The 26,045-nt window shown below is 57.9% G+C and carries 27 protein-coding genes; 18 read left to right on the top strand and 9 right to left on the bottom strand.

Going from position 1 to position 26,045, the window contains the following annotated elements; genetic code table 11:
• Nucleotides 1–126 precede the first annotated feature (126 nt).
• Nucleotides 127–1,560: an NAD-dependent succinate-semialdehyde dehydrogenase gene (locus EBA31_RS13390; protein ID WP_122079441.1), complete on the top strand. Its 1,434-nt coding sequence runs from the start codon at nt 127–129 to the stop codon at nt 1,558–1,560.
• 52 nt (nt 1,561–1,612) lie between these two features.
• On the opposite strand, the gene EBA31_RS13395 is transcribed toward EBA31_RS13390, so the two are convergent.
• The 3 genes from EBA31_RS13395 to EBA31_RS13405 are packed head-to-tail and all read right to left on the bottom strand — an operon-like array spanning nt 1,613 to nt 4,491.
• Nucleotides 1,613–2,521: an alpha/beta hydrolase gene (locus EBA31_RS13395; protein ID WP_122079442.1), complete on the bottom strand. Its 909-nt coding sequence runs from the start codon at nt 2,519–2,521 to the stop codon at nt 1,613–1,615.
• A complete protein-coding gene (locus tag EBA31_RS13400) occupies nt 2,511–3,407 on the bottom strand; it encodes an alpha/beta fold hydrolase (protein WP_116690405.1) in 897 nt (298 codons plus the stop codon). The genes EBA31_RS13395 and EBA31_RS13400 overlap by 11 nt, the downstream gene beginning before the upstream one ends.
• A gap of 28 nt (nt 3,408–3,435) precedes the next feature.
• Nucleotides 3,436–4,491 carry a sugar phosphate isomerase/epimerase gene (locus EBA31_RS13405; protein ID WP_122079443.1) on the bottom strand — a complete coding sequence of 352 codons (1,056 nt, stop codon included), beginning with the start codon at nt 4,489–4,491 and terminating at the stop codon, nt 3,436–3,438.
• Nucleotides 4,492–4,632: 141 nt separating this feature from the next.
• On the opposite strand from EBA31_RS13405, the gene EBA31_RS13410 reads away from it, so the two are divergent.
• Nucleotides 4,633–5,217: a TetR/AcrR family transcriptional regulator gene (locus EBA31_RS13410; RefSeq protein WP_122079444.1), complete on the top strand. Its 585-nt coding sequence runs from the start codon at nt 4,633–4,635 to the stop codon at nt 5,215–5,217.
• Here the strand turns inward: EBA31_RS13410 and EBA31_RS13415 are convergent, their stop codons facing one another.
• The 3 genes from EBA31_RS13415 to EBA31_RS13425 all read right to left on the bottom strand — a co-directional run bounded on the left by EBA31_RS13415 (nt 5,218) and on the right by EBA31_RS13425 (nt 8,496).
• A complete protein-coding gene (locus EBA31_RS13415; RefSeq protein WP_048758784.1) occupies nt 5,218–5,520 on the bottom strand; it encodes a cupin domain-containing protein in 303 nt (100 codons plus the stop codon).
• Between the two features lie 102 nt (nt 5,521–5,622).
• Nucleotides 5,623–7,503 (bottom strand): potassium transporter Kup, encoded by a 1,881-nt coding sequence (locus EBA31_RS13420; RefSeq protein WP_115058755.1) that lies wholly within the window; start codon nt 7,501–7,503, stop codon nt 5,623–5,625.
• A gap of 84 nt (nt 7,504–7,587) precedes the next feature.
• On the bottom strand, nt 7,588–8,496 hold the full coding sequence (locus EBA31_RS13425) for a LysR substrate-binding domain-containing protein (protein WP_369982334.1): 909 nt from the start codon (nt 8,494–8,496) through the stop codon (nt 7,588–7,590).
• A gap of 172 nt (nt 8,497–8,668) precedes the next feature.
• On the opposite strand from EBA31_RS13425, the gene EBA31_RS13430 reads away from it, so the two are divergent.
• The 9 genes from EBA31_RS13430 to EBA31_RS13470 all read left to right on the top strand — a co-directional run bounded on the left by EBA31_RS13430 (nt 8,669) and on the right by EBA31_RS13470 (nt 16,125).
• On the top strand, nt 8,669–9,619 hold the full coding sequence (locus tag EBA31_RS13430) for a branched-chain amino acid ABC transporter permease (protein ID WP_122079446.1): 951 nt from the start codon (nt 8,669–8,671) through the stop codon (nt 9,617–9,619).
• A gap of 9 nt (nt 9,620–9,628) precedes the next feature.
• On the top strand, nt 9,629–10,741 hold the full coding sequence (locus EBA31_RS13435; RefSeq protein ID WP_122079447.1) for an ABC transporter ATP-binding protein: 1,113 nt from the start codon (nt 9,629–9,631) through the stop codon (nt 10,739–10,741).
• Entirely contained in the window at nt 10,738–11,508 is a 771-nt protein-coding gene (locus tag EBA31_RS13440; RefSeq protein ID WP_122079448.1) for an ABC transporter ATP-binding protein, read from the top strand. The genes EBA31_RS13435 and EBA31_RS13440 overlap by 4 nt, the downstream gene beginning before the upstream one ends.
• Nucleotides 11,501–12,214: an ABC transporter ATP-binding protein gene (locus EBA31_RS13445; protein WP_122079449.1), complete on the top strand. Its 714-nt coding sequence runs from the start codon at nt 11,501–11,503 to the stop codon at nt 12,212–12,214. The genes EBA31_RS13440 and EBA31_RS13445 overlap by 8 nt, the downstream gene beginning before the upstream one ends.
• Before the next feature lie 34 nt (nt 12,215–12,248).
• On the top strand, nt 12,249–13,409 hold the full coding sequence (locus EBA31_RS13450) for a branched-chain amino acid ABC transporter substrate-binding protein (RefSeq protein ID WP_020827022.1): 1,161 nt from the start codon (nt 12,249–12,251) through the stop codon (nt 13,407–13,409).
• A gap of 28 nt (nt 13,410–13,437) precedes the next feature.
• Nucleotides 13,438–13,929: an L-2-amino-thiazoline-4-carboxylic acid hydrolase gene (locus tag EBA31_RS13455; protein WP_020827023.1), complete on the top strand. Its 492-nt coding sequence runs from the start codon at nt 13,438–13,440 to the stop codon at nt 13,927–13,929.
• Nucleotides 13,926–15,152 (top strand): Zn-dependent hydrolase, encoded by a 1,227-nt coding sequence (locus tag EBA31_RS13460; RefSeq protein WP_122079450.1) that lies wholly within the window; start codon nt 13,926–13,928, stop codon nt 15,150–15,152. The genes EBA31_RS13455 and EBA31_RS13460 overlap by 4 nt, the downstream gene beginning before the upstream one ends.
• An 88-nt stretch (nt 15,153–15,240) precedes the next feature.
• Complete coding sequence (locus EBA31_RS13465; RefSeq protein ID WP_020827025.1) at nt 15,241–15,588, top strand: helix-turn-helix transcriptional regulator; 348 nt, start codon at nt 15,241–15,243, stop codon at nt 15,586–15,588.
• 3 nt (nt 15,589–15,591) lie between these two features.
• A complete protein-coding gene (locus EBA31_RS13470; protein ID WP_046373455.1) occupies nt 15,592–16,125 on the top strand; it encodes an SRPBCC family protein in 534 nt (177 codons plus the stop codon).
• Here the strand turns inward: EBA31_RS13470 and EBA31_RS13475 are convergent, their stop codons facing one another.
• Nucleotides 16,126–17,154 (bottom strand): transporter, encoded by a 1,029-nt coding sequence (locus EBA31_RS13475; protein ID WP_020827027.1) that lies wholly within the window; start codon nt 17,152–17,154, stop codon nt 16,126–16,128.
• Nucleotides 17,155–17,358: 204 nt separating this feature from the next.
• On the opposite strand from EBA31_RS13475, the gene EBA31_RS13480 reads away from it, so the two are divergent.
• The 4 genes from EBA31_RS13480 (at nt 17,359) to EBA31_RS13495 (ending at nt 22,047) form a co-directional block, all read left to right on the top strand.
• On the top strand, nt 17,359–18,969 hold the full coding sequence (locus EBA31_RS13480) for an inorganic phosphate transporter (RefSeq protein WP_122079451.1): 1,611 nt from the start codon (nt 17,359–17,361) through the stop codon (nt 18,967–18,969).
• A 26-nt stretch (nt 18,970–18,995) separates the two neighbouring features.
• Nucleotides 18,996–19,910 carry a polyphosphate kinase 2 gene (gene ppk2 / locus EBA31_RS13485; protein WP_048758773.1) on the top strand — a complete coding sequence of 305 codons (915 nt, stop codon included), beginning with the start codon at nt 18,996–18,998 and terminating at the stop codon, nt 19,908–19,910.
• A 163-nt stretch (nt 19,911–20,073) separates the two neighbouring features.
• Entirely contained in the window at nt 20,074–20,907 is an 834-nt protein-coding gene (pbpG, locus tag EBA31_RS13490) for a D-alanyl-D-alanine endopeptidase (protein ID WP_122079452.1), read from the top strand.
• 156 nt (nt 20,908–21,063) lie between these two features.
• On the top strand, nt 21,064–22,047 hold the full coding sequence (locus EBA31_RS13495; RefSeq protein WP_122079453.1) for an LLM class flavin-dependent oxidoreductase: 984 nt from the start codon (nt 21,064–21,066) through the stop codon (nt 22,045–22,047).
• 1 nt (nt 22,048) lies between these two features.
• Here EBA31_RS13495 and EBA31_RS13500 read toward each other — a convergent pair whose 3' ends face one another.
• Nucleotides 22,049–23,353 carry an aminotransferase class I/II-fold pyridoxal phosphate-dependent enzyme gene (locus tag EBA31_RS13500; RefSeq protein WP_122079454.1) on the bottom strand — a complete coding sequence of 435 codons (1,305 nt, stop codon included), beginning with the start codon at nt 23,351–23,353 and terminating at the stop codon, nt 22,049–22,051.
• A 68-nt stretch (nt 23,354–23,421) separates the two neighbouring features.
• Between EBA31_RS13500 and EBA31_RS13505 the strand changes: the two genes are divergently transcribed.
• The 3 genes from EBA31_RS13505 to pdxY are packed head-to-tail and all read left to right on the top strand — an operon-like array spanning nt 23,422 to nt 25,232.
• Nucleotides 23,422–23,676, top strand: a complete 255-nt coding sequence (locus tag EBA31_RS13505; RefSeq protein ID WP_116690394.1) for a hypothetical protein — start codon at nt 23,422–23,424, stop codon at nt 23,674–23,676.
• Entirely contained in the window at nt 23,676–24,389 is a 714-nt protein-coding gene (locus EBA31_RS13510; protein WP_046373448.1) for a glutamine amidotransferase, read from the top strand. The genes EBA31_RS13505 and EBA31_RS13510 overlap by 1 nt, the downstream gene beginning before the upstream one ends.
• Before the next feature lie 3 nt (nt 24,390–24,392).
• Nucleotides 24,393–25,232 carry a pyridoxal kinase gene (gene pdxY / locus EBA31_RS13515; RefSeq protein WP_046373447.1) on the top strand — a complete coding sequence of 280 codons (840 nt, stop codon included), beginning with the start codon at nt 24,393–24,395 and terminating at the stop codon, nt 25,230–25,232.
• A gap of 41 nt (nt 25,233–25,273) precedes the next feature.
• Here the strand turns inward: pdxY and EBA31_RS13520 are convergent, their stop codons facing one another.
• Nucleotides 25,274–25,987, bottom strand: coding sequence for a flagellar brake protein (locus EBA31_RS13520; RefSeq protein WP_020827036.1), 714 nt, complete (start codon nt 25,985–25,987; stop codon nt 25,274–25,276).
• Nucleotides 25,988–26,045 lie beyond the last annotated feature (58 nt).

Below are 26,045 nucleotides of genomic sequence, written 5' to 3' on the forward strand. Positions count from 1 at the left end.
CTGATGCTCATTCAGCGTAGGGTATTTTACTCAGCGCCCGGCGTCAGCAAGCCGGCACCGGCGTCTTGATTATCCCGCCGCAGAACGGGAAACTCGTTTTTAACCCCTTGAAAGTAAGAGGCAACAATGTATCCAGATACTCAACTCTATATCGACGGACAATGGCGTAACGCAGTCGCCGGCAAAACCACGCCGGTCACCAACCCCGCGACCGATGAGGTGATTGGCAGCGTGGCGCATGCCGCCGCAGCCGATCTTGATCTGGCACTGGACGCAACCGAACGCGGTTTTAAAGTCTGGCGCGACACCTCCGCCTATCAGCGTGCAAACCTGATGCGTAAGGCCGCAACATTGTTGCGTGAGCGCGCCGAGAAGATCGCCGCCATCATGAGTCAGGAACAAGGCAAACCGGTGGCGCAGGCCAAGGTTGAAATTCTCAATTCGGCGGACGTGATCGACTGGTTTGCCGGCGAAGCCAGCCGCACCTACGGCCAGATTATCCCGTCCCGCAGTCGCGATGTGCAGCAGCAGACCCTCAAGCTGCCGGTTGGGCCGGTTGCCGCCTTTACGCCGTGGAACTTCCCGATTAATCAGATTGTTCGCAAACTGTCCGCCGCGCTGGCAGCAGGCTGTTCGATCATCGTCAAAGGCCCGGAAGAGACTCCGGCCTCACCGGCGGAGCTGATCAGAGCCTTTGCCGACGCAGGCGTGCCGGCGGGCGTTATCGCGCTGGTATACGGGACTCCGGCGGAGATCTCCGAATACCTGATCCCGCATCCGACCATTCGTAAAATCTCGTTTACCGGCTCCACCCGCGTGGGTAAACATTTGGCGGCACTGGCCGGTCAGCACATGAAGAAAGCCACTATGGAGCTGGGTGGCCACGCGCCGGTGTTGATTTTTGACGATGCCGATCTCGACGCTGCCGCCAAAGAGCTGGCGTTGGCCAAATTCCGCAACGCCGGCCAGGTCTGCATCGCCCCGACCCGTTTCCTGATCCAGCAGGGCGTTTATGAAGCCTTCGTTGAAAAATTCACCGCTGCGGTGCGTGATATCAAGCTGGGCAATGGTCTGGAGGAAGGCGTCACCATGGGCCCGATGGTTCTGCAACGCAGCGTAGAAGCCATTGATGCCTTTGTGAAGGATGCGATTGCCCAGGGTGCTAAAGCCACGACCGGCGGTCACCGGGTGGCAGGCGTCGGCAATTTCTTCGAACCGACGGTATTACGTGACGTGCCGTTGAGTGCGCGCGCGATGTCTGAAGAACCTTTTGGTCCGGTAGCCCTGCTGCGTCCGTTCACCACTTATGAGGAAGCCATTGCCGAGGCTAACCGCCTGCCATACGGTCTGGCGGCTTACGCCTACAGCCGCAGCATCGCCACGGTGACGGCGCTGGGACGCGATGTGGAAAGCGGCATGCTCAGCATCAACCATATCGGTTTTGGCCTGCCGGAAACGCCGTTTGGCGGGGTGAAAGACTCCGGCCACGGTACCGAAGGCGGCAGCGAAGCGATCGAATCCTATCTGGAAACCCGCTTCGTCACCGTCGCCGGCCGTTAAGCCACTCAGGCAGGAACACATGCCCCGTATCATTCATACGGGGCATTTTTTATCAGCCAACCTTGTCGAACAACACACGCGCCGCCGGGGTCAAGCCCAGCATGTGAATGCAGGCATGCACCATGCCCGGCAGCCGCTCGCAACGCACTGCTACGCCCGCCTCCTGTAACCGCTTGGCATAAAGCTCGGCTTCATCACGCAACGGATCGTATTCGCAGCTGAGAATGGTCGCCGGGGGTAACCGCTGTAACCTTGGGGCATGCAGTGGCTCTGCGTAAGGATCCTGCGGCTTGTCCGTTTCGCCCAGATAGGTGTTCCAACAAAACGCCATCACTTCCCGCGTCAAATAATACCCTTGCGCGTACTCCTCATAGCTTGCGGTATCCATAGCACGACTCAATGCCGGATACAGCAAAAGCTGATGCTCAATCTGCGGCCCCTTGCGGTCTCGGGCCAATAACGCCACCGCCGCGGCCAGGTTGCCGCCTGCGCTGTCGCCGCCTACCGCCATGCGGGCAACGTCAACGCCCCACTCATCGGCCCTTTCCACCACGCCGCACAGGGCCTGATACACGTCCTCAAGCGGCCGTGGATAGGGATACTCAGGTGCCAACCGGTAATCAACCGACAGGATAACGCGCCCGGTGGCATTGGCCAGTGCCTGACAAGGCCGGTCATACAGCGCCAGCGATCCCAGACACCAGCCGCCGCCGTGGGCATACAGCATCGCAGGCAGAGGCTCACCCGGCGTCGCTCCTCCCGGCGTATAGGCACGAATGGCGATAGCCTGCCCGTCGTCAGCAGTCACCCAACCATCACGGACGCCACCACTGGCTTCGGCTTCACCCTGCAGCGCCAACAAGCCGGCCTGGGCGACCTCCCGCATCTCACTGAGCGATGCAGGCGCTGGTGCCTGCGCAGCCTCCGCCAGAAAACGAGCAATCTGAGGATCAAGCGGCATGGTTCTGGCTCCCTGACAGGAAGGGGATCACCAACGCGATAAATTCCTCGTGACACTCTTCGGTGATGAAATGGCCACAGCCGGCCACGGTTTCTCCTCGCAGATCCACCGCGTTGTCACGCAGCGTGACGAAAGGCGCGTCGCCAGTAGCATGTTCTGCACCAATGGTCATCACCGGCATGGTTAGCCGGGTCTCTGCCCGCCGCTGGTTTTGGCGGATGGTTTCCGGAATGGCGCGGTAGTAGTCAAAACCGGCCCGCAGGCTTCCCGGTGCTGAATAGGCGGCAATATAGGTTTCTGCCGCCACCCGATCCCGGCGATAGGACCAGCGGTTAAAGATATAGCTGAGATACTCCCTCTCACGGCCCAGCGTCAACGTCTCCGGCAGATCCGCCAGTTGGTTGAACATGAAGTGCCACAGGAAAATATTTTGATCTGCCGGGACAAAAATCGGTGGTGCCGGTGCCAGGCCAGGAATAACCGCTTCCGTCAGCACCAGCCCCGTCACCGCCTGCGGAAAGTCGCTCGCCATTGCATAGCCAACCCACATACCGATGTCATGGCCGATCAGTTGGTAACGTTCATGCCCCAGTTGCAGCATGGTCTGGTGCAGCGTCGCGGCAACGCTGCCGGTGTCATATCCCCCGATCGGCTTGTCCGAATCGCCGATGCCCGGCGGGTCTACCGCTATCGCTTTAAAACCGGCCGCCGCCAGCGCTTGCATGACATGACGCCAGGTAAACCAGGTCTGCGGCCAGCCAGGGATAAGCAATACCGGCTGCCCTTCGCCCAGCGTGACGCAGTGGATGCGGTTACCCTTTACCCGCGCATAGACGTGTTCCGGCTCAGGTCCATTGGTCATGGACCCGTTATTTTGCAGTGTCATTGATGTTCTCCGTCGTGGAATTGCGGGCTCAGCGCAGGCCGAGCAAGGTATTGATTTGCTGTTGATCAACCGGCGCACCGGCGAAGTCATCAAACACCTTGTCGGTCACGTTGATGATGTGATCACGAATAAAGGCGGCACCTTCGCGAGCCCCATCCTGTGGATGCTTCAGGCAGCATTCCCACTCCAGCGTGGCCCAACCCTCGTAACCGTGCTGCGTCAGCCGGGAGAAGATGCCCTTGAAATCCACCTGGCCGTCACCCAATGAGCGGAAACGCCCGGCGCGCTCGGTCCATGACTGATAACCGCCGTAAATGCCCTGCCGCCCGGTCGGATTGAATTCGGCATCCTTGACGTGGAACATGCGAATGAAATCCTTATAAATATCGATGTAATCCAGATAGTTCAGCTGTTGCAGCACGAAGTGGCTCGGATCGAACAGTATTTGGCAGCGCGGGTGTCCGCCAACACGCTGATGGAACATTTCAAAGGTCACGCCGTCGTGCAGGTCTTCACTGGGGTGGATTTCATAACACAGGTTCACCCCCTGTTCATCGCAGGCGTTGAGCACCGGCAGCCAGCGTTTGGCCAACTCATCGAACGCGGTTTCGATAAGCCCTGCCGGGCGCTGCGGGAACGGGAATAGATAAGGCCAGGCCAGCGAACCGGAAAAGGTGCCCATTTCGGTCAGGCCCAGTCGCGCTGAGGCTTTGGCCGCCAGCAGCAGTTGCTGGTGCGCCCACTCGCTGCGCGCCTGCGGGTTGCCATGCAATGCCGGTGGCGCAAAGCTGTCGCACAATGCGTCATAAGCCGGATGCACCGCCATCAGCTGACCGAAAATGTGGGTGGTCAGTTCGCTGACTACCAATCCCTGCTCCGCCAGCATGCCGATCAGTTCGTCGCAATAAGTCTGGCTTTCCGCCGCGGTGGCCAGATCAAACAGTCGGCTGTCCCAGGCGGGGATCTGCAGGGCTTTAAAACCGGTTTCTGCCGCCCATTGAGCGATAGCCGGCAAGCTGTTGAATGGGGCTGCGTCGTCACTGAATTGGGCGAGATGCAGGCTTGGACCTTTCAGGGTTTTCATCGTAAACTCCTATTGTTTGTCGATTGACAAACAATAGGCTTAAATGAATCTCTCAGCAAGCGAATTTTAAAAACTCGTTGGTATTACAATAGATTTAAGCGATCCTGTTTCGCTGAGGGACAGGCAACCAGGAATTGATTAATGGCAGGCAGACCGCGCGAATTCGACCGTGAGCAGGCGTTACTGAAAGCACGAGATTTATTTTGGCGTCAGGGGTACGAAGGCACCTCGATGTCGGATTTGGTGACCGAACTGGGCATCGCTTCCGCCCGTATCTACAAGGCGTTCGGCTCGAAAGAGTTGCTGTTTCGTGAAGCCATCGAAAGTTACGAAAGTCATGAAGGCGGATTTGCCGATCGCGCATTCAGTGAAGAAAGCAGCGTGCGCCTGGCGATAAAACGCATGCTGGACGATGCAGTGGCGCTCTACAGCCGCGCAGACCTGCCGCAGGGGTGTATGGTGGTTTCCTCTGCCGCCAGCGTCAGCGACGAAAACAGCGGGATCAAAGCCTGGCTGGCGGAACATCGTCTGCTTCGCACCCAAGGCATTATTGATCGCCTGCACGCCGCCGTCGCCAGCGGTGAACTGCCGCCCGATACCGATGCCGATGCTCTTGGTGACTATTTCGCCGCCTTCCTGCACGGGTTGTCGATTCAGGCGCGCGATGGCGTCAGCCGGGCAAGATTGGAAGCGGCGGTCAAAATTGCGCTCGCCACGTTGGATTGATCACTCCGGCAAATCAAAAATCACCAGGGTGCCCTGGCTGCCCGCCAGCACCCGATGCGGCACGCCAGCGGCGGCCTGATACAGTTGCCCGGCGTTAACCGTGATTTCCTCACCCTGCACTTCAAGCCGCAGTTGCCCGGCGATCACCAGCAATCCTTCATGGTAATCGTGGACCTCTTCGGCAATCTCACGCTGATCCATCCGCAACACTTTGATATTGGCCGCGCCTACCTGCCCAAGTACGCTGGAGCGCCATGCCTGCGGCAAATCGGCGGCCAGCGCGGTAAGATCGAATAATGACATAAGCCCTTCATCAGCAAGCAGCGCCCTTCGCTGCCACGGCAATTTACTCCCTCGCGCTCCGACGGCTAAATAACCTTTGCTTTTAACCTATAGCCAGACGGATCAAACCGGCACCCGACGGCTGATCTCCACCACCTGATCGCTGGGCAAATAATAATAATCCGTCACGTGCATGCCGTTGCGCACCATCAGCGCAAAAATGTTGCGCTGCCAGGCCGGTAATCGGTCACGGGCTTCACGGCGCACCACGCTTTCATGACCCAGGTAATAGGTAGCATCGTCAAAGTTCAGCCCGGTTTTCTGTGCCTCCGCATGCTGTAATAAACGCGGAATATTGGGTCGTTCCATAAAGCCATAGCTGGCTACCGCGCACCAGAAACCCGGCGACTGTTGCCGCATCACCAAACGTTCGGCGTTTGCCACCCGCGGTTCGTTAACAATCATGATGTGCAGCGCCAGCACATTGGCGTGCAGCGAACCGTTGCGTTTAACCTGCCATCTCATCACCGGCGGTGTACCATTTAACGTTCGGGTCAGAAAAATGGCCGTGCCTGGCACCCTTGGGATGTTACGCTCTTCAAGATGCGCCAGAAAATCCGCCAGCGGCAGGTTCTTTTCCCCCAGCGTGCGAGAAGCCGCCAGCACCCCGCGATGCCAGATTAACATCACGCCATAGACCAGCGTGGCCATCAGCAACGGGACATAACCGCCCTGCATGACTTTGCTGAGGTTAGCCAACAGGAAGCTGAGATCGACGATAAAAAAGCCGCCGGCAACCAACAGGCTGGCGAGCGTTCCCCAACGCCATACTTCGCGCATGGCCACAAACAAAAGCCCGGTGGTCATGATCATGGTGAGAGAAACCGCAATGCCGTAAGCCGCGGCCAGATTGTCGGAAGACTTGAAAAACACCGTCAGAAAAACCGTCACCGCCATCAGCAACCAGTTGATGGCACCGATATAGATTTGCCCGTAGCTCTCCTCAGTGGTTTGTTTCACCCGCAAACGCGGCAACCAACCCAGTTGGATTGCCTGACGGGTCATGGAAAAGGCGCCGCTGATGATCGCCTGACTGGCGATAATGGTGGCCAAGGTCGCCAGGATCACCAGAGGGATCTGCAGCATCGGCGGGCACAGGCGGAAAAAGATGTTTTGGGTGACGTCGGCGCCGGAGAGGATCAACGCGGCCTGGCCGGCGTAGTTCAGCAGCAGGCTGGGGAAGACGATACCAAACCAGGCCAGCCAAATCGGCTTTTTGCCAAAGTGCCCCATGTCGGCATACAGCGCCTCTGCGCCGGTGACGCAGAGAAACACCCCACCCAGCACTAAAAAGCTGGTCAGCCCGTTGGAAAACAGAAAGTGGATGCCGTACAGCGGATTCAATGCCATCAGCACCGCCGGATGCTGAACGATGCCCCAAATACCCAGCACCGCGATAGAGAAAAACCACAGCGCCATGATAGGCCCAAAGACTTTACCGATACGCGCGGTCCCTAACGGCTGAATGGCAAACAAGCTCACCAGAATCAGCACCGCCGCAGGCAAAATATAGGGTTTCGACTCGGGCAGTACGATGTTCAGCCCTTCCAACGCCGACAGCACCGAAATCGCCGGGGTAATGGCCCCGTCGCCGTAGATCAGCGCCGCACCGAACAGGCCGGCAAACAGCACCATCGGCCGGGCCTTTTTCTTGCTGACCAGTAACGACATCAACGCCATAATGCCGCCTTCACCGCGGTTATCGATGCGCATGGCAAACATGGCGTATTTCAGCGAGGTGACGATCACCAGCGTCCAGAAAATCAGCGACAGCAGGCCCAGGATCACCGGCGCCGACGGCGCATCCCCCGAGAGATAGAGCACGGTTTTCAGGGTGTATAACGGGCTGGTGCCGATATCACCAAACACTACCCCCAGTGCGCCACCGGCCAACAGCGGCATGCTTATTTTCGGCGTCTGTTCCTGTTCATTCCCTGTGCTCATCGAAGTTTCCTGAATAAGCCATTACGATTTATTCAGGATAGTCAATTCAGGCGGTTAGCGCGTGCCGATATTGGGTGAGAACCTTCAGTTCCCCGCCTCTTTCAGCAGCCAGCGCTGCAAGTTCAACCCTTCTGGTGACAGTTCATTGTCTTGCCGCACGCACAGGTAGTAATCGCGCCCATCGTCAATCGCCAGATCGAACAACTTAACCAGCTCGCCGCTGTTGAGATAGGGTTCGATCAGGGGTTCACGCATCAGCGCACAGCCCAGGCCCGCCTGCACCGCCGCCAACGTTAGCAGACCGTCTTCAAACATCGGGCCGGTACTGCGCAGCGGTCGTTTGACACCGGCTGACTGAAACCACTGCATCCAGGTAGCGCGCTCTTCGTCGTGCAGCAACGGCAAAGGTGCAAGTTGCTCCGGCGTGTCCAACAGCCCGTGCAGCTTGATAAAGCTGCGGCTGCATACCGGCACCATTTTGCCGGACATCAGTTTTTCGCTGCGATAGCCACTCCATTGCCCCGAACCAAAGCGAATCGAGATATCTGCGGCGTCGCTGAGGTAATTGCGGTGATTGGCATACACCACGTTGATGTCGATTTCGGGATTCTCGCGCAGAAAGCCGCGCAAGCGCGGAATGAACCACCCCATGCCAAACAGCGGGATCAGGCTGATGGTCACCTGCCGGGAAGCCGACTGCTCACGCACCTGCTCCGTTGCCTGACGCAGCACGTTAAATGCCGAGCGGATCGAACGGTAATAGTCCCGCCCTTCGTTGCGCAATATCAACCGGCGCCCCTGACGCTCGGTCAGCGGCATTTGCAGAAAGGCCTCCAGCGTTTTGAGCTGATGGCTCACCGCCGATGGCGATATTTCCAACTCTTTCGCGGCGGCGCTGATGCTCCCCAGACGGGCGATAGCTTCAAAGGTCCGTACGGCGCGCAGCGGTGGATCGTTTGGCAACGGCACATTGTATTGTTCTGTTTTTTTCATATGTTGACTATTTTGCTGAAAAATCGGCGGCAGTTGAAAATTAATATACAAATAAATCAATAAATTAAAAACACACATTTTCTGTATAAGAAATTATTTTTCCGTATTTTACAATTTTATTTAATTCTCTACTGTGAGCTTCCTGAATCATTATTTTTCGGGACTCCTCCCTATGGATACGCTGGTACAGCAGACCGTCAACGGACTGATGCTCGGCAGCATTTATGCCTTGATTGCCCTGGGTTACACCATGGTGTACGGCATTCTGCGCATCATCAATTTTGCCCACGGCGATGTGCTGATGGTCGGAGCGCTGAGCGCCCTGTCCGCCATTAACCTGTTGCAGCACCATTTTCCTGCGCTGTCGCCCTATGTCGTGCTGTTACTGGCGGCGCTGATCGCCATGGCCGTCTGCGCGCTTGTATCTATGAGTATTGAGCGCCTGGCCTATCGTCGTCTGCGCAATGCTCCGCGCCTGGCACCGCTGATCAGCGGAATTGGCGTTTCTCTGCTGCTGCAAACGCTGGCGATGCTGATCTGGTCACGCAATCCCTTAATGTTCCCGCAACTGTTGCCCATGGACCCCATCGCCCTGACGTCTGGCAGCGCCAACCACGCGCCGGCAGTGATCACCGGTACCGGTATTGCCACGCTGGCTATCGCGCTGCTGGTGATGGCCGGGCTGCTGCTATTGGTCGAACACTCGCGCTTTGGCCGCGCCATGCGCGCCACGGCGGAAAACCCGCAGGTTGCCGGCCTGATGGGCATAGACCCCAACCGCATCATCGTTCTGACGTTCGCCCTCGGCGGTGCTTTAGCGGCCGTGGCGGGCATCATGATGGCCAGCAACTACGGCAATGCCGGATTCTCCATGGGGTTCCTGCCGGGCATCAAAGCCTTCACCGCCGCCGTATTGGGCGGTATCGGCAACCTGCGCGGCGCCATGCTCGGCGGCCTGTTGCTGGGGTTGTTCGAGTCGCTGGGCACCGGTTATCTCGGCGAACTGACCGGGGGCACCTTCGGCAGTAATTATCAGGACGTTTTCGCCTTCCTGATATTGATCGCCGTTTTGGTATTTCGCCCATCCGGCCTGCTGGGCGAACGCGTCGCCACCCGCGCCTGAGGATACAAGATGACTGTTTTGACTCACCTACAGCAAACCGATTCCCCTGGCCGCGCCAGACTCGGCGTGGCGCTGTTTATGCTCGGCCTGCTGCTTGCCCCCTGGGTGGCCGGTGCCGCCGGTGGTAACTACTGGGTGCGGGTGATTGATTTTGCCTTGCTCTACCTGATGCTGGCGTTAGGGTTGAACATCGTGGTTGGCCTAACCGGTTTGCTGGACATGGGGTTTATCGCCTTTTACGCGGTAGGCGCCTACCTGACCGCTCTGCTGTCGTCACCCCACCTGACCGAGCAGTTTCCAATCCTGTTGCAGTGGTTCCCCGATGGGCTGCATTTGTCGATCCTGCTGCTGATCCCGCTGGCGGCAATATTGGCGGCGTTGTGCGGCATTCTGCTGGGCGCACCGACGCTGCGACTGCGTGGAGACTATTTGGCGATCGTCACCTTGGGCTTCGGCGAGATCGTCCGCATTTTGATGCGCAATCTGGATCGGCCGCTGAACATCACCAACGGCCCCAAAGGGATCTCCGGCATCGATCCGGTTTCACTGTTTGGCCTGAAGTTTTCGGGCATGCATCAGTGGTTCGGTTTCCGCTTTTCGTCACTGTACCTCTATTACTACCTGTTCGCCGCCCTGCTGCTGCTGATCCTGTTTATCTGTTTTCGCCTGCAACATTCACGGGTGGGTCGGGCCTGGACCGCCATCCGCGAAGATGAAGACGCGGCACGGGCGATGGGCATCAATACCCGTAATTTCAAGCTGTTGGCATTCGCCATCGGCGCCACTTTTGGCGGCATCGCCGGCGCTTTATTCGCAGCATTTCAAGGATTTGTCTCACCGGAGTCCTTTACGCTGCAAGAATCCATCGCGGTACTGGCGATGGTTGTGTTGGGCGGCATGGGTCATATCCCCGGAGTGATCCTCGGCGCCTTGTTGCTGGCCGCCTTGCCTGAACTGCTGCGCAGCACCATGGGGCCGCTGCAACAGGCCCTGTTCGGCCAGGTGTGGATCGATCCGGAGATCATCCGTCAGCTGTTCTACGGGCTGGCGTTGATTCTGGTGATGCTGTATCGCCCGGCAGGCCTGCGGCCTGCACGTCATCCACAGGGGGCCACTTTATGACGCCGCTTCTCACGCTCAGTCACGTCAGTAAACGCTTTGGCGGATTAACCGCGGTGGACAATGTCAGTATCAGCATCCGTCAGGGAGAGATTTACGGCCTGATTGGCCCCAACGGTGCCGGCAAAACCACCTGCTTTAACCTGATCACCGGTCTGTACCGCGCCGACAGCGGCGAATTCCGCCTGCATGATCAACGCTACAAGCCGCAGGCTATCGATAAGGTGGCCCAGGCCGGTATCGCCCGCACCTTCCAGAACCTGCGCCTGTTCAATGAGATGAGCGTGCTGGAAAACGTGATGGTCGGCTGCCACTTGCGCACCCGCAACGGCCTGTGGGCAGCGATTTCACGCCATCGGCGCGCCCGACAGGAAGAAGAGGCCACGCGGGAAAAATCCCACGCGCTGCTCGACTACGTCGGCATCAGTCAGTTCGCGCATTATCGCGCCGGCGATCTTTCCTATGGCCACCAGCGCCGGCTGGAAATCGCCCGGGCATTGGCGACCGAGCCCAAATTGTTGGCGTTGGATGAACCCGCCGCCGGGATGAACGCGGCCGAAAAAGTGGCACTGCGCGATCTGCTGCTACGCATTCGAGACAGTGGCAAAACGCTGTTGCTGATCGAGCATGACGTCAAGCTGGTGATGGGACTGTGCGACCGCATGACGGTGCTCGACTACGGCAAAGTCATCGCCGAAGGCGAACCGGCACAGGTAAGGCGTGAGCCTGCGGTGATCCGCGCTTATCTGGGAGGCGCTGCCCATGTCTGAGCCCTTACTCAGCGTTAAAAATTTAAAAGTGTCTTACGGCGGGATTCATGCGGTGAAAGGCATCGATTTTACGGTGAACAGCGGCGAACAGGTGACGTTAATCGGCGCCAACGGCGCGGGCAAGACCTCCAGCCTGCGCGCTCTGACCGGCCTGCAGCCGTTTGAAGGAGAAATCCTGTTCGACGGCCTTTCCATTCGCGGCGTACCCCCGCATCGCTTGCTGCAGCAGGGGCTGGTGATGGTGCCGGAAGGCCGCGGGATTTTCGCCCGCATGACGGTATTGGAGAATCTGCAGCTTGGCGCTTATTCACGCTCTGACAAACCGGCGGTTCGACAGGATTTGGAGCAGGTTTGCGCGCTTTTCCCTCGCTTGCGCGAACGGCTGCGTCAACAGGCCGGATTACTTTCCGGTGGTGAGCAGCAGATGGTGGCGATCGGTCGTGCGCTGCTGAGCCGCCCGCGCCTGCTCATACTGGATGAGCCTTCTATGGGCTTGGCGCCTATCGTGGTTGAGGCCATTTTTGAGGTTATCAAACGCCTGTCGCGTGACGGTGTCACGCTACTGTTGGTTGAACAAAACGCCAGGCTGGCGCTGGCGTCGACCGATCGCGCTTACGTACTGGACAGCGGCAATCTGAACCAAAGCGGCCGCTCTGCCGACCTGCTGGACGATGAAAAAATCAAACAAGCCTATTTGGGCGAATAACCGTTTTAACTTTTAACCACACCGGGAGTTTTACATGCACAACATAACTCGCTTCAAGCCGCTGGCGTTGGCCGCCGCGATTCTGGTCAGCCTGGGTGCCGCCTCGTCGGCGCTGGCCGATGAAACCATTCTGATCGGCCTGGCCGGTCCTTTAACCGGCCCTTCCGCCCGTATCGGCAAAGATTTGGAAAACGGCGCTCAGTTGGCGATCGCCGATGCCAACGCCCAGAAACCCACGCTGAACGGTAAAGCGGTCACCTTTAAATTGTTGTCCGAAGACGATCAATCCGATCCGCGCACCGCCGTCGCGGTAGCACAACGTCTGGTCGACGAAGGCGTGGTCGGTGTGGTCGGCCATTGGAACACCGGCACCAGCATTCCTGCGGCGCGTATTTACCACGACGCCGGTATTGCCCAGGTTGCGCCGGTCGCCACCGGCCATGGCTATACTCAACAAGGGTTTGATACCAGCTTCCGCGTCATGGGCCATGACGACGATGGCGGTAATTACGCCGGGATTTATGCCGTCACACAGCTAAAAGCCAAGCGCATTGCGGTGATTGACGACCGCACCGCGTTCGGGCAAGGACTGGCGGATGAATTCATCAAGTCGTTGGCGGCTCAGGGTATCCAGCCGGTGGCGCGTGAATATGTCGACGACAAGACCGTCGACTTCAGCGCGGTGCTGACCACCGTGCGCAGCAAAAACGCCGATTTGATCTTCTTCGGCGGCGTCGACTCGCAGGCAGCGCCGCTGGCGCGCCGTATCAAACAGTTGGGCATGAACACCCCGTTGATGGGGGCCGGCGGTTTTGTCAGCCAGACCTTCCTGACGCTGGCACAGAAAGAAGGCGAAGGCGTAGTGGCGCTGGAGCCCGGTCTGCCGCTGGAGCAAATGCCCGGCGGCAAAGCCTTTGAGCAGGCCTATCGCGACCGCTATAAAACCCATATCGAACTGCATGCGCCGTTCGCCTACGACGCCACCCGGGTACTGATTGCCGCCATCGAGCAGGCGGGATCCGCCGATCCGGCCGATTATCTGCCGAAGCTGCGAGCCATTCATTATCAAGGCGTCACCGGCACCATTGCATTCGATTCGCAGGGCAACCTGCAACAGCCGAGCTTCACCCTGTACCGGGTGGTTGACGGCAAATGGCAGCCGCAGACCGTATTGGGCGGCGCAAAAAAACAATAAAAATCCGCAAGCAATGAGGAGCAAGGCGATGAGCGATGCAAAAAACGAGTTGGGTATTCTGGCACGGCGCCGCATAGAAGCGGAAATCATCAAACCGATCTACCAGATCCTGGTGCGCGAAATCGGCAAAGAGCGCGCACAGGCAGTGATTGGCGAGGCAATTGAAAATGCCGCCATTGAAGCCGGCAAAAACTTCGCCGCGCAGGAGCCGAATGGCGCGGATTTGCAAAGTTTCGCCGCCTTGCAATACCTGTGGGAAAAAGACGATGCGCTGCAGGTGAAGGTGATCTACCAGGACGAGCAGCATTTTGACTATGACGTCACCCGCTGTCGCTATGCCGAGATGTACCATCAGATGGGGCTGGGTGAGATCGGCCATCTGCTGTCCTGCGCGCGCGACAGCCAGTTTATCGTCGGCTACGCGCCCGAGGTCGAACTGCAGCGCACCCAGACCATCATGTCCGGCGCGCCCTGCTGCGATTTTCGCTATGCCGCCAAAGCGCAGGGAGAAAAAAAGTGACGCATCGAGTAAACGGAGAACGCCTGTGGCAAAGCCTGCTCGACATGGCGCAGTTCGGGGCTATCCCGAAAGACGGCGTGACCCGGCTGGCCCTGAGCGAAGAAGATCGCATGGCGCGCAACCAGCTGCGCGAGTGGGCCCTGGATGCCGGTTGCAGCGTACGCATCGACCGCATGGGCAATATGTTCCTGCGCCGTGAAGGCACTCGCCCGGATCTGGCCCCGGTGGTCACCGGCTCCCACGTTGACTCCCAGCCCAACGGCGGCCGTTTCGACGGCATTTACGGCGTGCTGGCCGGGCTGGAGGTGATCCGCACCCTGAACGATCGACAAATCGCAACCGAACGTGCGGTGGAAGTCATTAACTGGACGAATGAAGAAGGCGCACGCTTTGCGCCGGCAATGATCTCTTCTGGGGTATTTGCCGGCGTGTTCGAGCTGGAATACGGCCTGTCGCGCCAGGATGCACAGGGCACCAGCATCGGCGAAGCCTTGCAGCAAATCGGCTACGCCGGCGAGCATCCGGTGGGCAACACGCCGATTCACGCCGCCTTTGAGCTGCACATTGAGCAAGGACCGATCCTCGAAGCGGAAAACATTGAGATTGGCGTGGTGACCGCCGCGCAGGGGCAGCGCTGGTATGAACTGGAGATCACCGGGTTCAGCGCTCATGCGGGTACGACGCCGATGGATAGACGGCGCGACGCCCTGCTCGGCTTCGCCGCCATGGTCAAGGCGGTCAATGATATCGGTAACGACTTTATGCCGGATGCCCGTGCCACGGTAGGTATGGCGCAAATCACACCCAACTCCCGCAACGTGGTGCCGGGCAAGGTGTTTTTCAGCGTCGAGTTCCGCCACCCGCAAGAGGCCGTATTGGCGCAGATGGAACAACGTTTGCTGGCTGCGGTGGCCGAAGTGGGCGTCGATGGGCTAAATGCCCATGTCGAGCGTATATTCCAATATCAGCCGATACGTTTTGATCCAGCTTGTATCGACAGCGTGCGGCAGGCCGCCAAGACCCTGGGCTATTCGCACCGGGATATGGTTTCCGGTGCCGGTCATGACGCCTGTTACCTGAACCGGGTAGCCCCTACGGCGATGATATTCATCCCCTGCGTGGACGGCATCAGCCACAACGAACTGGAAAACATCTCCCCGGCGTGGTCGACCGCCGGTGCCAACGTGTTGCTCAATGCCATATTGGCGCAAACTCACGCCTGATCCCCTGGCTCCGGCCTGTTTGTCGGAGCCAGAAAAAATATTCAACAAACTGGTTGAATATTAGCCTACCTGTTCTATATTCAACCATATGGTTAAATTATCTTCCTCACAGCTGGACGCCATTTTCCATGCGCTCTCCGATCCGACACGCCGCGCAATATTGCGGTCGTTGGCCGGTGGCGAGCACAGCATTGGCGAACTGGCCGCGCCGTTGCAGATGTCGTTTGCCGGCGCTTCCAAGCATATCAAAGCACTGGAGCTTGCTGGGCTGGTGCAGCGTACCGTGCAGGGAAGAAACCATATCTGCCGGCTTGAACCCGAGCCTATGGCGCAGGCCATGCAATGGCTGCAAACCTACGAGCATTTCTGGACTGAGCGGCTGGACGCGCTGGAAATAGCGCTGCTGCAACCGGAACCGAATCCTCCCAAGGAGTGAACCATGAACGACTACGGCATGATTATTGAAACCGGCACGCTGCGTATTCAGCGGCTGCTGCCCGGCCCTATCGAACGGGTCTGGGCCTATCTGACGGAATCCGACAAACGCGCCACCTGGCTGGCCGCCGGCGAAATGAAGCTGGAAAACGGCGCCCAGGTAGAGCTGGTGTTTCGCAATTCCGATCTGACCGGCGAACACGAGCAAACGCCGGCCAAATATAAGCACCTAAGCTGCAGCGTCAGCAACGTCGGCCATATCACCTGCCTTTTCCCACCGCGGCTGCTGAGTTTTACCTGGGCTGAACAGGGGCAAAGCCGCCCTTCCGAGGTGACCTTCGAACTGACCGAACAGGGCAAAGCCGTGCTGCTGACGGTCACCCACCGTCGCCTAGCCAACCGTGATGAAATGCTCAGCGTGGCCGGGGGCTGGCATACCCACCTGGATATCCTGGTCGATCGTCTGCACAATCGTCAGCCGCAGCCGTTCTGGAGCACTCACACTCGCCTGGAAGAAGAGTACCGGGCCAGACTGTGATCAGCCTTCATCCCGGCGTCTGAAAGCCAGATAGCCGGTAACCAGCGTAAAGCCGCCGACCAGCAACACCAGCAAAACAAAGCCGTGGTGGTTGCTGGCCAGCGGGATCCCCCCCACGTTCATGCCAAAGAAACCGGCGACGATATTGATTGGCAGTGCCAACACGGTGATCACCGTCAGGGTGTAAAGCGTGCGGTTGTTCTGTTCCATCTGCTTGGCGCCTATCTCTTCCTGTAACAAGCGAATGCGTTCGGTCAAGCTGGCGAGATCGTTTAGCACCACCGTGAACTCTTCGGTAAATTGCCGCAGATCCTGTACCACGTCCCGGCTCAGCCAGGTCGGTGGCCGGTTCAGCAAACGAAACAGCGCCGCGGGCTCCGGCGCCAGCAGACGCTGAAAACGCAGCAGCATACGGCGCATTCTGCCCAGTTCGGTACGGTTGCGTTTCACATGGTTGCTCAGCAGGCGATCTTCAATGGTATCGACGTACTGGTTGGCCTGCCGCACCACCTGCTCCAGCACCTCTTCCTGCTCTTCCAGCAAATGCGCCAGCAATTCGGTAGAAGACGCCAACTGCAGCGGCCCCAGCCGGCCCAGCAGCCGCTCAATCAAACGCAGCGGTTTGTGCCGCACCGTGACCACCAGGCCGCTACGGCAATACAGCCATAGCGTCGCAATCTCCGGGTTGTTCTCTTTCGGGTGGAAGATTACGTCGTTGAGCACCGCGAACAGATCTTCTCCCTGACGCTCTATGCGCGTGGTATGAGAACCGTGGCGGATCTCGTCAAAGAAAAACTCAGAAATCTCGAAGTGGTTTTTTAGCCATTTTTCCGCCGCGGCATGATTCAGGTTGAGATGCAGCCAGATAAATCCCTCCCCCGGCGACAGCGTCTGATAGGCCTGGCAGGCCTGCTGCGAAGAGACCCGCTGCGGTGGCTCTGACGTACGAAAAACGTGGCCGTAAATCAGCCCGGTGACCTCATCGTCAAAATCAAGTTTGTGTAATTTTTCCGCAACCGTTTGAGCCATAAACCTTTGTCCCGAATAACCGCACGCATGAATTAATCAATCTCAGTCTTTATATCAACCTTTAAATGCCAACGTTAATTATTTTCACTGTTCCCGATGATTAATATTAGCGTCATAAAAAAGTCACATTATTTCCCAATACTTTGATGGCAACACCGTACAGCACCGTCAGTAATCTAATGAAGCCTATCGGGAAGGTCCTTTATGAGCGATAACAGCGCCGTTCAAGCGGATGCGCCATCTGCGTCAAGCCTGCCAAAAATCTACCAAAAGAACAGTCGACTCACTGTTCTTTTTTTTATTTTATTATTAGTGCTGGGGATAGCTTTTGCTGGCGTAAATCTATTTAACGACGTCAGCGATGCCGGCGCGGTTTATACCAGTTACGTTCCGTTTCTTTTATTGGGAATGGCGTTATTGATCGCGCTCGGCTTTGAATTCGTTAATGGTTTCCACGATACCGCCAATGCGGTAGCCACCGTGATTTATACCCATTCCTTGTCGCCGATGGTGGCCGTGGTTTGGTCGGGGTTCTTTAATTTTCTCGGCGTTTTGCTCTCCAGCGGCGTGGTGGCCTTCGGCATCATTTCGCTGCTGCCGGTTGAACTGATCTTGCAGGCCGGTACCGGCAACGGGTTCGCCATGGTCTACGCCCTGTTGTTCTCAGCGATTATCTGGAACCTCGGCACCTGGTGGCTGGGGCTGCCTGCGTCATCATCGCATACCTTGATAGGCTCGATCATCGGCGTAGGGGTGGCTAACGCCCTGATCCACGGCCGCACCGGCACCAGCGGCGTCGACTGGGGGCAAGCCATTAAAGTGGGGTATGCCCTGCTGCTTTCACCGGTGATCGGCTTCGTATTTGCAGCCTTGCTGCTGCTGGCGCTGAAGGTCTTTGTTAAAAACCGTCAGTTGTATACCGCCCCCAAAAATGACTCGCCGCCGCCGTTGTGGATCCGCAGCCTGCTGATCCTCACCTGTACCGGCGTTTCCTTTGCTCACGGCTCCAATGACGGGCAAAAAGGCATGGGCCTGATCATGCTGATCCTGGTCGGTACCATGCCGATTGCCTATGCGCTGAACCGTTCGATGCCGCCGGAGCAAATCCCCCGCGTAGCGGCATTGGCGGAAGTGACAAAAAACCAACTGCTGCAACAGTTCCCAGCGGTCAGTCAGGTTCCTGCGCGTGAAGTCCTCACCGGCTATGTTCGCACCAGCGAGTTGACGCCGGAGGTGGTGCCTGCCCTGGCCCAACTGACCGGCGCCATCGGCGATCAAATTCGCCAGTACGGGTCGGTCGACAAAATCCCTGCGCAGGCGGTATCCAACACCCGAAATGATATGTACCTGACGTCGGAGGTCATTAAGCACCTGAAGACGGAAAAACAACTTCAGATCCCCGCTGACTCGCAACGCAATCTGGACGCGCTGAAAGGCGAATTGGACAGCGCCACCCGCTTTATTCCGTTCTGGGTCAAGGTGGTGGTGGCGATAGCGCTTGGGCTGGGCACCATGGTCGGCTGGCGGCGCATCGTGGTCACCGTGGGCGAGAAAATCGGGAAAAGCCACCTCACCTATGCGCAGGGCGCCAGCGCCGAGCTGGTGGCGATGACCACTATCGGGGCGGCGGACGCCTTCGGCCTGCCGGTTTCCACCACCCACGTTCTTTCATCCGGCATTGCCGGGACCATGGCGGCCAACCGCTCCGGCCTGCAAATGTCCACCCTACGCAATCTGCTGATGGCCTGGGTGTTGACGCTGCCGGCCTCGGTGCTGCTTTCCGCCGGGCTCTATTGGATCTTCACCCATTTTTAAAACCGGGCTAACACGGAGAATCAACTATGGCTATGCATGAATTTAATCACGACGACACCTTCAACCAGCGCCTGCTGCAGGAATTCTACGACAGCTATGACGAAGAGCTGGAAATGGAACTGGACGACCTGCGCTTTGACGACGCCGAGGTGGACAGCGACCAGAAAAAAGCCTGGCGCAAACAGTATTTTCGCGAATTGCTGCGGCTGCAGGGTGAATTGGTCAAACTGCAGGACTGGGTGATGCGTACCGGTCACCGTCTGGTGATCATCTTTGAAGGCCGCGATGCCGCCGGCAAGGGCGGTGTGATCAAACGCATCACCCAACGTTTGAACCCGCGCACCTGCCGTGTGGCCGCGCTGCCCGCCCCCAACGATCGCGAACGTACCCAGTGGTACTTCCAGCGCTATATCGCGCACCTGCCGGCCGCCGGCGAAATGGTGTTGTTCGATCGCAGCTGGTACAACCGTGCCGGAGTGGAAAAAGTGATGGGCTTTTGCAACGACGAAGAATACGAAGAGTTTTTCCGCAGCGTGCCGGAATTCGAAAAGATGCTGACGCGCAGCGGCATTCAAATCGTCAAGTATTGGTTCTCGATCACCGACGATGAGCAGGAACTGCGTTTCCTCAGTCGCATTCACGATCCGCTCAAGCAGTGGAAGCTCAGCCCAATGGATTTGGAGAGCCGCCGCCGCTGGGAGGATTACACCGAGGCCAAAGAAGTCATGTTAGCGCGCACTAACATTCCTGAGGCGCCATGGTGGGTGGTTCAGGGTGTCGACAAGAAAAAGGCCCGGCTGAACTGTATCAGCCATCTGCTTAAGCAAGTGCCCTACGAAGAAGCCGAAGGCAACGTGATCACCTTGCCACCACGCAAACGCAGCCCGGACTACAGTCGCAGCCCGGTGCCGGATAATATGGTCGTGCCAGAAGTGTATTGATGCCCTGCCAGGGAGGCGCATGGCCGCCTCCCTGCCTTCTCCTCACGCCAGAACGCCACCGCTGAGTTTTCAGATCCGGAAGGGTCACCTTATTTTCTCCACATTTGCTGTGCAGACTCTTGCTGATATTTTTTCATCAGTCAGGAACGTAGTCACGGTTGCCATGCATTTATTGAATTCCCTTTTTCGCTTTTCCACCTCAGGCTTCGGCGTCATTTTGATTCTCACGCTGCTGTTGTTTCAGCCCTCTGCGCAGGCTGCTGCGCCGCTGGCGCTTCACTCTGCTTCGGTATTGGTGGTCAATCAGCGTACCGGCAAAACGCTGTATCAGAAACAAGCCAACCGCGTGTTGCCGATAGCTTCGCTGAGCAAATTGATGACCGCCATGGTGGTATTGGACAGCAAACGCCCGCTGGGCAACCCGATAAAAGTCACTCCTGCCGACCGCGATCTGCTCAAGAAGACCCATTCGCGCCTGACCCTGGGCTCCATTCTCAGCCGGCGCGATATGCTGCACATCGCCCTGATGTCATCGGAAAATCGTGCGGCGGCCGCGTTGAGCCGCGGCTATCCCGGGGGACGAAAAGCCTTTGTGGCGAAAATGAATCAGAAAGCACGCAGCCTCGGCATGAAACACGCCCGCTTTTACGATCCGACCGGCCTGACGCCGCGCAACGTTGCCAGCGCCAGGGATCTGCTGAAAATGGTGAATCATGCCTACCGTTATCAGACCATTCGCCGTTTCAGCACCGACAAGCAGCAAATCGTCCGTCCAGGTCGGGGCCAGCTGGTTTATCGCAGTTCCAATGGGCTGATCAACAATCCGGCCTGGAAAATCCAGCTGCAAAAGACCGGTTTCACCAACGAAGCCGGCCACTGTCTGGTGATGCGAACCCTGATCAAGGGGCAGCCGGTGGTGATCATCCTCCTCGGCTCAAAGCAGCGCTACGGCCACTACAGCGACGCTATTCGCCTGAAGGCCTGGCTGGAGTCCTGATGTGAATCGGGCGCGTCAACCACGCGCCCCTTTACCACTCCGCGCATATCTAAATCCGTTTTTTATCAATGGAATATCCTATCTCCAATCAATATTACGCCGCTGGTGTTCTGCATGGTATTTGTCATCAATCATCGATGATAAAGGAACAGGAAAATGGCTTATGCCCTGAGCGTGTTGGAAAAAAGTCCGATTGCCGAAGGAGAAAGCGCCGCCGAGGCGCTCAAACGCACGCTGCATCTGGTACAGCAGGCGGAAGTTTGGGGGTACCGCCGTTTTTGGCTGGCGGAGCATCACAATACCCCGCAGCTGGCTTGCCCTTCCCCTGAAGTGCTGATTGCTTACTTGCTCGGACAAACCTCACGGATCCGTATCGGCTCCGGCGGCGTCATGCTGCAGCATTACAGCGCTTATAAGGTGGCGGAAAACTTCAATCTGCTGGCCACGCTGGCACCGGGCCGGGTTGATTTGGGCGTGGGAAAAGCGCCTGGCGGGCTACCGCTCTCGACTCAGGCGCTGCAGGCCGCGCACGATCAGCAGAATAAGCCTGACTTCCCTAAACAGCTCGCGCAGCTAAATGCCTATCTGAACGATGATGCACAGCCCGGCCTGAGCGCAACGCCACAACCGGTTCAGCCGGCGCAACGCTTTCTGCTGGGCGCCAGCAACGAAAGCGCACAACTGGCCGCCGAACACGGCTGGGCCTTCGTGTTTGCCGCTCATCTCAATGGCAACCCGGAGGACATCCGGCGGGCGCTGGCTCATTACAGTGAGCAAAGCGGTGGCCGAAAAGCCCTGTTGGCGGTGGCAGCGATCGTCGCCGACAGCGAAAGCCAGGCCAAGGATCTGGCAGCCGGGATCCAGCAGTATCGTGTCCACGTGACCGGCGGGCAAAGCGTGACCGTCGGCAGTCTGGAGCAGGCGGAAAGCTTTGTGCAACAGGCTGGCGCTACCGATTACCGTATCGAACCGCGCGAAAGCCACATACTGCTGGGGACCGCCCGGCAGGTGCGTCAACAGCTGGATCAGTTACACCAACAGTTCGGCGTAGAGGAGTTTGTGATTGATACCCCGATCAGCCAGCCTGCCGCCCGCCTCGTCTCTCTGCAATTGCTGGCGCTAGCGGGTGATGCTGTTTGATTCAGTTAACCACGGTGCCGGCACCGATGGCGACGGCCAGATCCAGAGCCAGCGTTTCCAGCTGCGCCGGCTCAAGGTTAGCCAGGCTTATGCGGATCGCCGGGCCGCTTTTCAGACGGAAGGGCTCGCCGCTCTGCACCAGCCAGCCACGCTGCGCCATCATTTGGCTGGCGGCGGCTTCTGAACGCACCGGCAACCAGATATGCACTCCCTCTCCCGACGACACCGGCACGCCGGTCAATGCGCGCAGCCGCTCGGACAAATCGTCACGCCGCTGCTGATAAGTTTGCTGCGCCCGTGCAAACAGCCCCTCTTGCTGGGCCTGCGTCCACAGTTTAACGGCAATCTGCTGCAGGATATGGCTGACCCAGCGCTCGCGAATGTATTGATCCGCCCGCATGGTCTGCAGCAGCTGCGGCTTGCCGCAGGCCAGCGCAATACGCAGATCCGGGCTGAGGAACTTGCTCAGCGATAACACATACAGGCCATTGTCTGCGGTAAAGGGCAAATGCAGCGGCCGCTGCGACAGCGGTCCCCAGAAGTCATCGACGATCGCCAGACAGCCCGGGTTTTGCGACAGGAATTCCCGCCAACTCGCGGCCCGGCCCGCGCTTAATGACATGCCGGTCGGGTTCTGTGCCCGAGGCGTCAGGATCACCGCGGCTCCCAGAGGTGCGGCCTCTTTTTCCGGTAAGCGGCACCCTTGTTCATCAACCGGTAACGGCAAAGGCTTCAGCCGCAGATGCCGCAACAGCGTCAGTAGCGGTGGCCAGCAGGGATCTTCCACCCACACCGAGGCTCCCGGCGCCGCATGGATACGCAACGCCTTTTCGATAGCGTCCAGCGCGCCGGAAAACACCGCCGGTTCCCCCAACTCTGCGCCCTGCTGACTCAGCCAGTCTCCGGCAAGCCGACATAACGCCGGTAAATCCCCGCTGACGTCATAACCGGTCTGCTGCGGGAAAACGTCTTCGGCGCCCAGCGACAGGGCCGGCAGCAGCGTGGCATCCAGATTACCACTCGCCAAATCCCCCATTCCCTCAGGCACTTGCCGAACATTGCGCACCGTCATTAAAGGTTGCTCAAGTACCTGAGTACCGGCACGCCCGCGGGTAGCCACCAAACCGGCATCACGCAGCTTGGCATAGGCGCTGGCGACGGTATTGGGGTTGACCCCCAACTCGCCGGCCAATTGACGTACCGGCGGCAGCAGGTCACCCGGCTGCAGATCACCCTGCTTTATCTGCGTGCTGATCTGTTCAGCAATCTGGACAGCGCTGCCGCCTTTTGCATACAATGAGCTCATACATAAAACCTTTTTGTATTAGTTCAAAATAGATTACCTGTTTCGAACGGAAAAGTTAAGGGGTAAAGATGGAAAAACATTACGTACTGGATATTAAACAGGGCGGGAAAGCCTTCGGTCGCTTGCAGATGTTCACGCCATGGGCTGCCGATCAGCTTCAGCAGGCTCAGGCGCTGTTCCCTGCCGATCAGGGCTACCAGTTGAGTATCAGCCAGGTCAAAGAGCGCCGGATAATTTATCAAAGCGGCATTGGCGGCATCACCATCCTGGGCGATACGCTGGAACTGGAACCTTACCCTCATAGCCAAGAGGTACCACAATAATGAAAAAAGTTGTCGCGATCCGACATGTGAATTTTGAAAACCTCGGCATTCTGGGCTCACTGCTGTCATTGCGTGGCTATCAGATTGATTATTTCGACGCGGGCCGTGACGACATCCGCACCATCGTTAACGAGGATACCGACCTGCTGGTGGTGCTGGGCGGGCCAATCAGCGCCGCTCAGCACTTTGCCGGTCAGCAACACTATGCGTTTCTCAACGATGAGTTAGCACTGGTTACCCAGCGTCTCCAGCAAAAACGGCCTACGATCGGTGTCTGTCTAGGCGCGCAGGTGATTGCCCAGGCACTGGGCGCCGAGGTCGTTTCGCTTGGCGTGAAAGAGATCGGTTACGCTCCCTTAACCTTGACGGATAACGAAGACTCGGTGCTGGCGCCACTGGCGTCCACGCCGGTGCTTCACTGGCACGGCGATATGTTTATGATCCCCGAAGGCGCGACCCGCCTGGCGGGCACCGATATCTGCCCTAATCAGGCATTTGAGTATCAGGATTTCGCCCTTGGGCTACAGTTCCATCTGGAAGCCGATCACCGCGATCTGGAACGGTGGCTGGTGGGACATGCCTGTGAACTGGAGCTGGCCGGCATCGTGCCGCAGCTTTTGCGCCAACAGGCCGCGCGTTACGGCACAGAATTGGAGCAACGCGCCCGCCAGGTATTTACGCGCTGGTTGGATAAAATCGAACCAAGGAAGTGATAGATGCAACAAATTTCTCAATTACAGCCGCCGCAGATTGATGTCATCAGTATTCAATCTCAGGTGGTGTATGGCAGCGTCGGCAACGGGATAGCCTACCGCACGCTGTTGAAAAAGGGGCTGGAAGTGCTGCAGGTGCCCAGCGTGCTGTTCGGTTGCCCCCCTTATTACGGTGCGCCCAGCGGCGGCGTGATCTCCGCCGAATGGTTCGGCGGTTTTCTGGCGGATTTGCTGGCCCGCGGCGTGATGAATCGCACCCGGGCGGTGATTGTCGGTTATCTGGGCAATGTCGACCAATGCCATATTCTGGATACCTGGTTACAGCGCGTGCGCGCGATCAATCCGCAGATAAAGATTTATATCGATCCGGTGATGGGCGATTACGGCGAAGGGGTTTATGTCGATAAGCGCATTGTCGATTGCTACCGCTCCCCCTTCCTGCAATTGGCCAATGGCCTGACCCCTAACGGCTTCGAACTGGAGCAGCTTTGCGGTCACCCTCTGACAACTCAGGAACAGACGCGGCAGGCTGCACAGGCGTTGCTCAATGACACCACCGAGTGGGTGTTGGTGACCAGCGCACCGGGCGTGGCGGAAAACGACGATCAACTGGGGTTACTGCTGGTCAAGCACGACGAAGTGCAAAGCTATACCCACCCCAGAATTCAATCAAAGGTCAAAGGCACCGGGGATATGTTTGCCGCGTTGCTGGTCAGCCATCTGCTGCACGGCAAAAGTCTCGATGAGGCGATCGTGACCGCCGGGGGGGAAGTTTGTGATGTTCTGGCGGAAGCGGAGCATTTCGGCCTGGAGGAAATTGGCAGTCTGCGCGCCTTGAAATAGGCCTGGAGTGACGGGGCAGCCAGCTGCCCCTCGCGTCTTGGTTAGCGTTTTTTCTTTTTGTTGAAGTCCAATTCAAACGCAAACACTGCACTCTGAATTTTTCTTTCCATGGCCAAACCCAGTTTCATAAAGCGGCACGACAAGCGTGAAAAATGCACCATGTTGTCGTCGTCATCCAGCTCGTGATCGTCGTTGATCACCACCAGCTCCATATTGACCTTGAAACTGCCGTAGCTGCCAAGATCCAACAACGCTTTTTTGAACTGGAAGCCGGGCTGTAGGTTTGGCGGTAACGGACCGTCAACGCGCAGCCCTACACCACCGGCGGACAGATCGTGGATCCTCAGCTGATATTCACTGCCATCGGCGTATTCACCACTGCACAAAAACTGGCGCCAGTGAGGGGTAGTCACACGGAACTGACGGCGGCGCTGGATGTAAACCAGCTGCTTCGGCAATTGGGTTGAACAGACATTGACGCCCTGCTGCTCGATGAATTCGGCCCGACCTACGGAGAACTCGATCTTCGCATCATGGCTTTCAATCACGATGGTGTATTCGCCATCAACCGTCGCATCCACCTCATCGCCGCTAAACACGATGTTGTCCGGCCCGACGCTCAATAACAAACTCTGAAACTGCTGCTTCTCATTTACGACCCGTAGCGGCGTGCGTTGTTTACAAATCTCACGCAGAATCGCCAGTACTTCAAAGCGCTCCTGCTTGATAAACAATCCGTTATCATTCTGCTCCACTTGACGCTCCTGGCACTTCCCAATGACGTTGACACTTTCCTTACAGTTATCATCACTG

The sequence above is a fragment of the Serratia sp. P2ACOL2 genome, from assembly GCF_003691565.1.
Taxonomy (GTDB): domain Bacteria; phylum Pseudomonadota; class Gammaproteobacteria; order Enterobacterales; family Enterobacteriaceae; genus Serratia; species Serratia liquefaciens.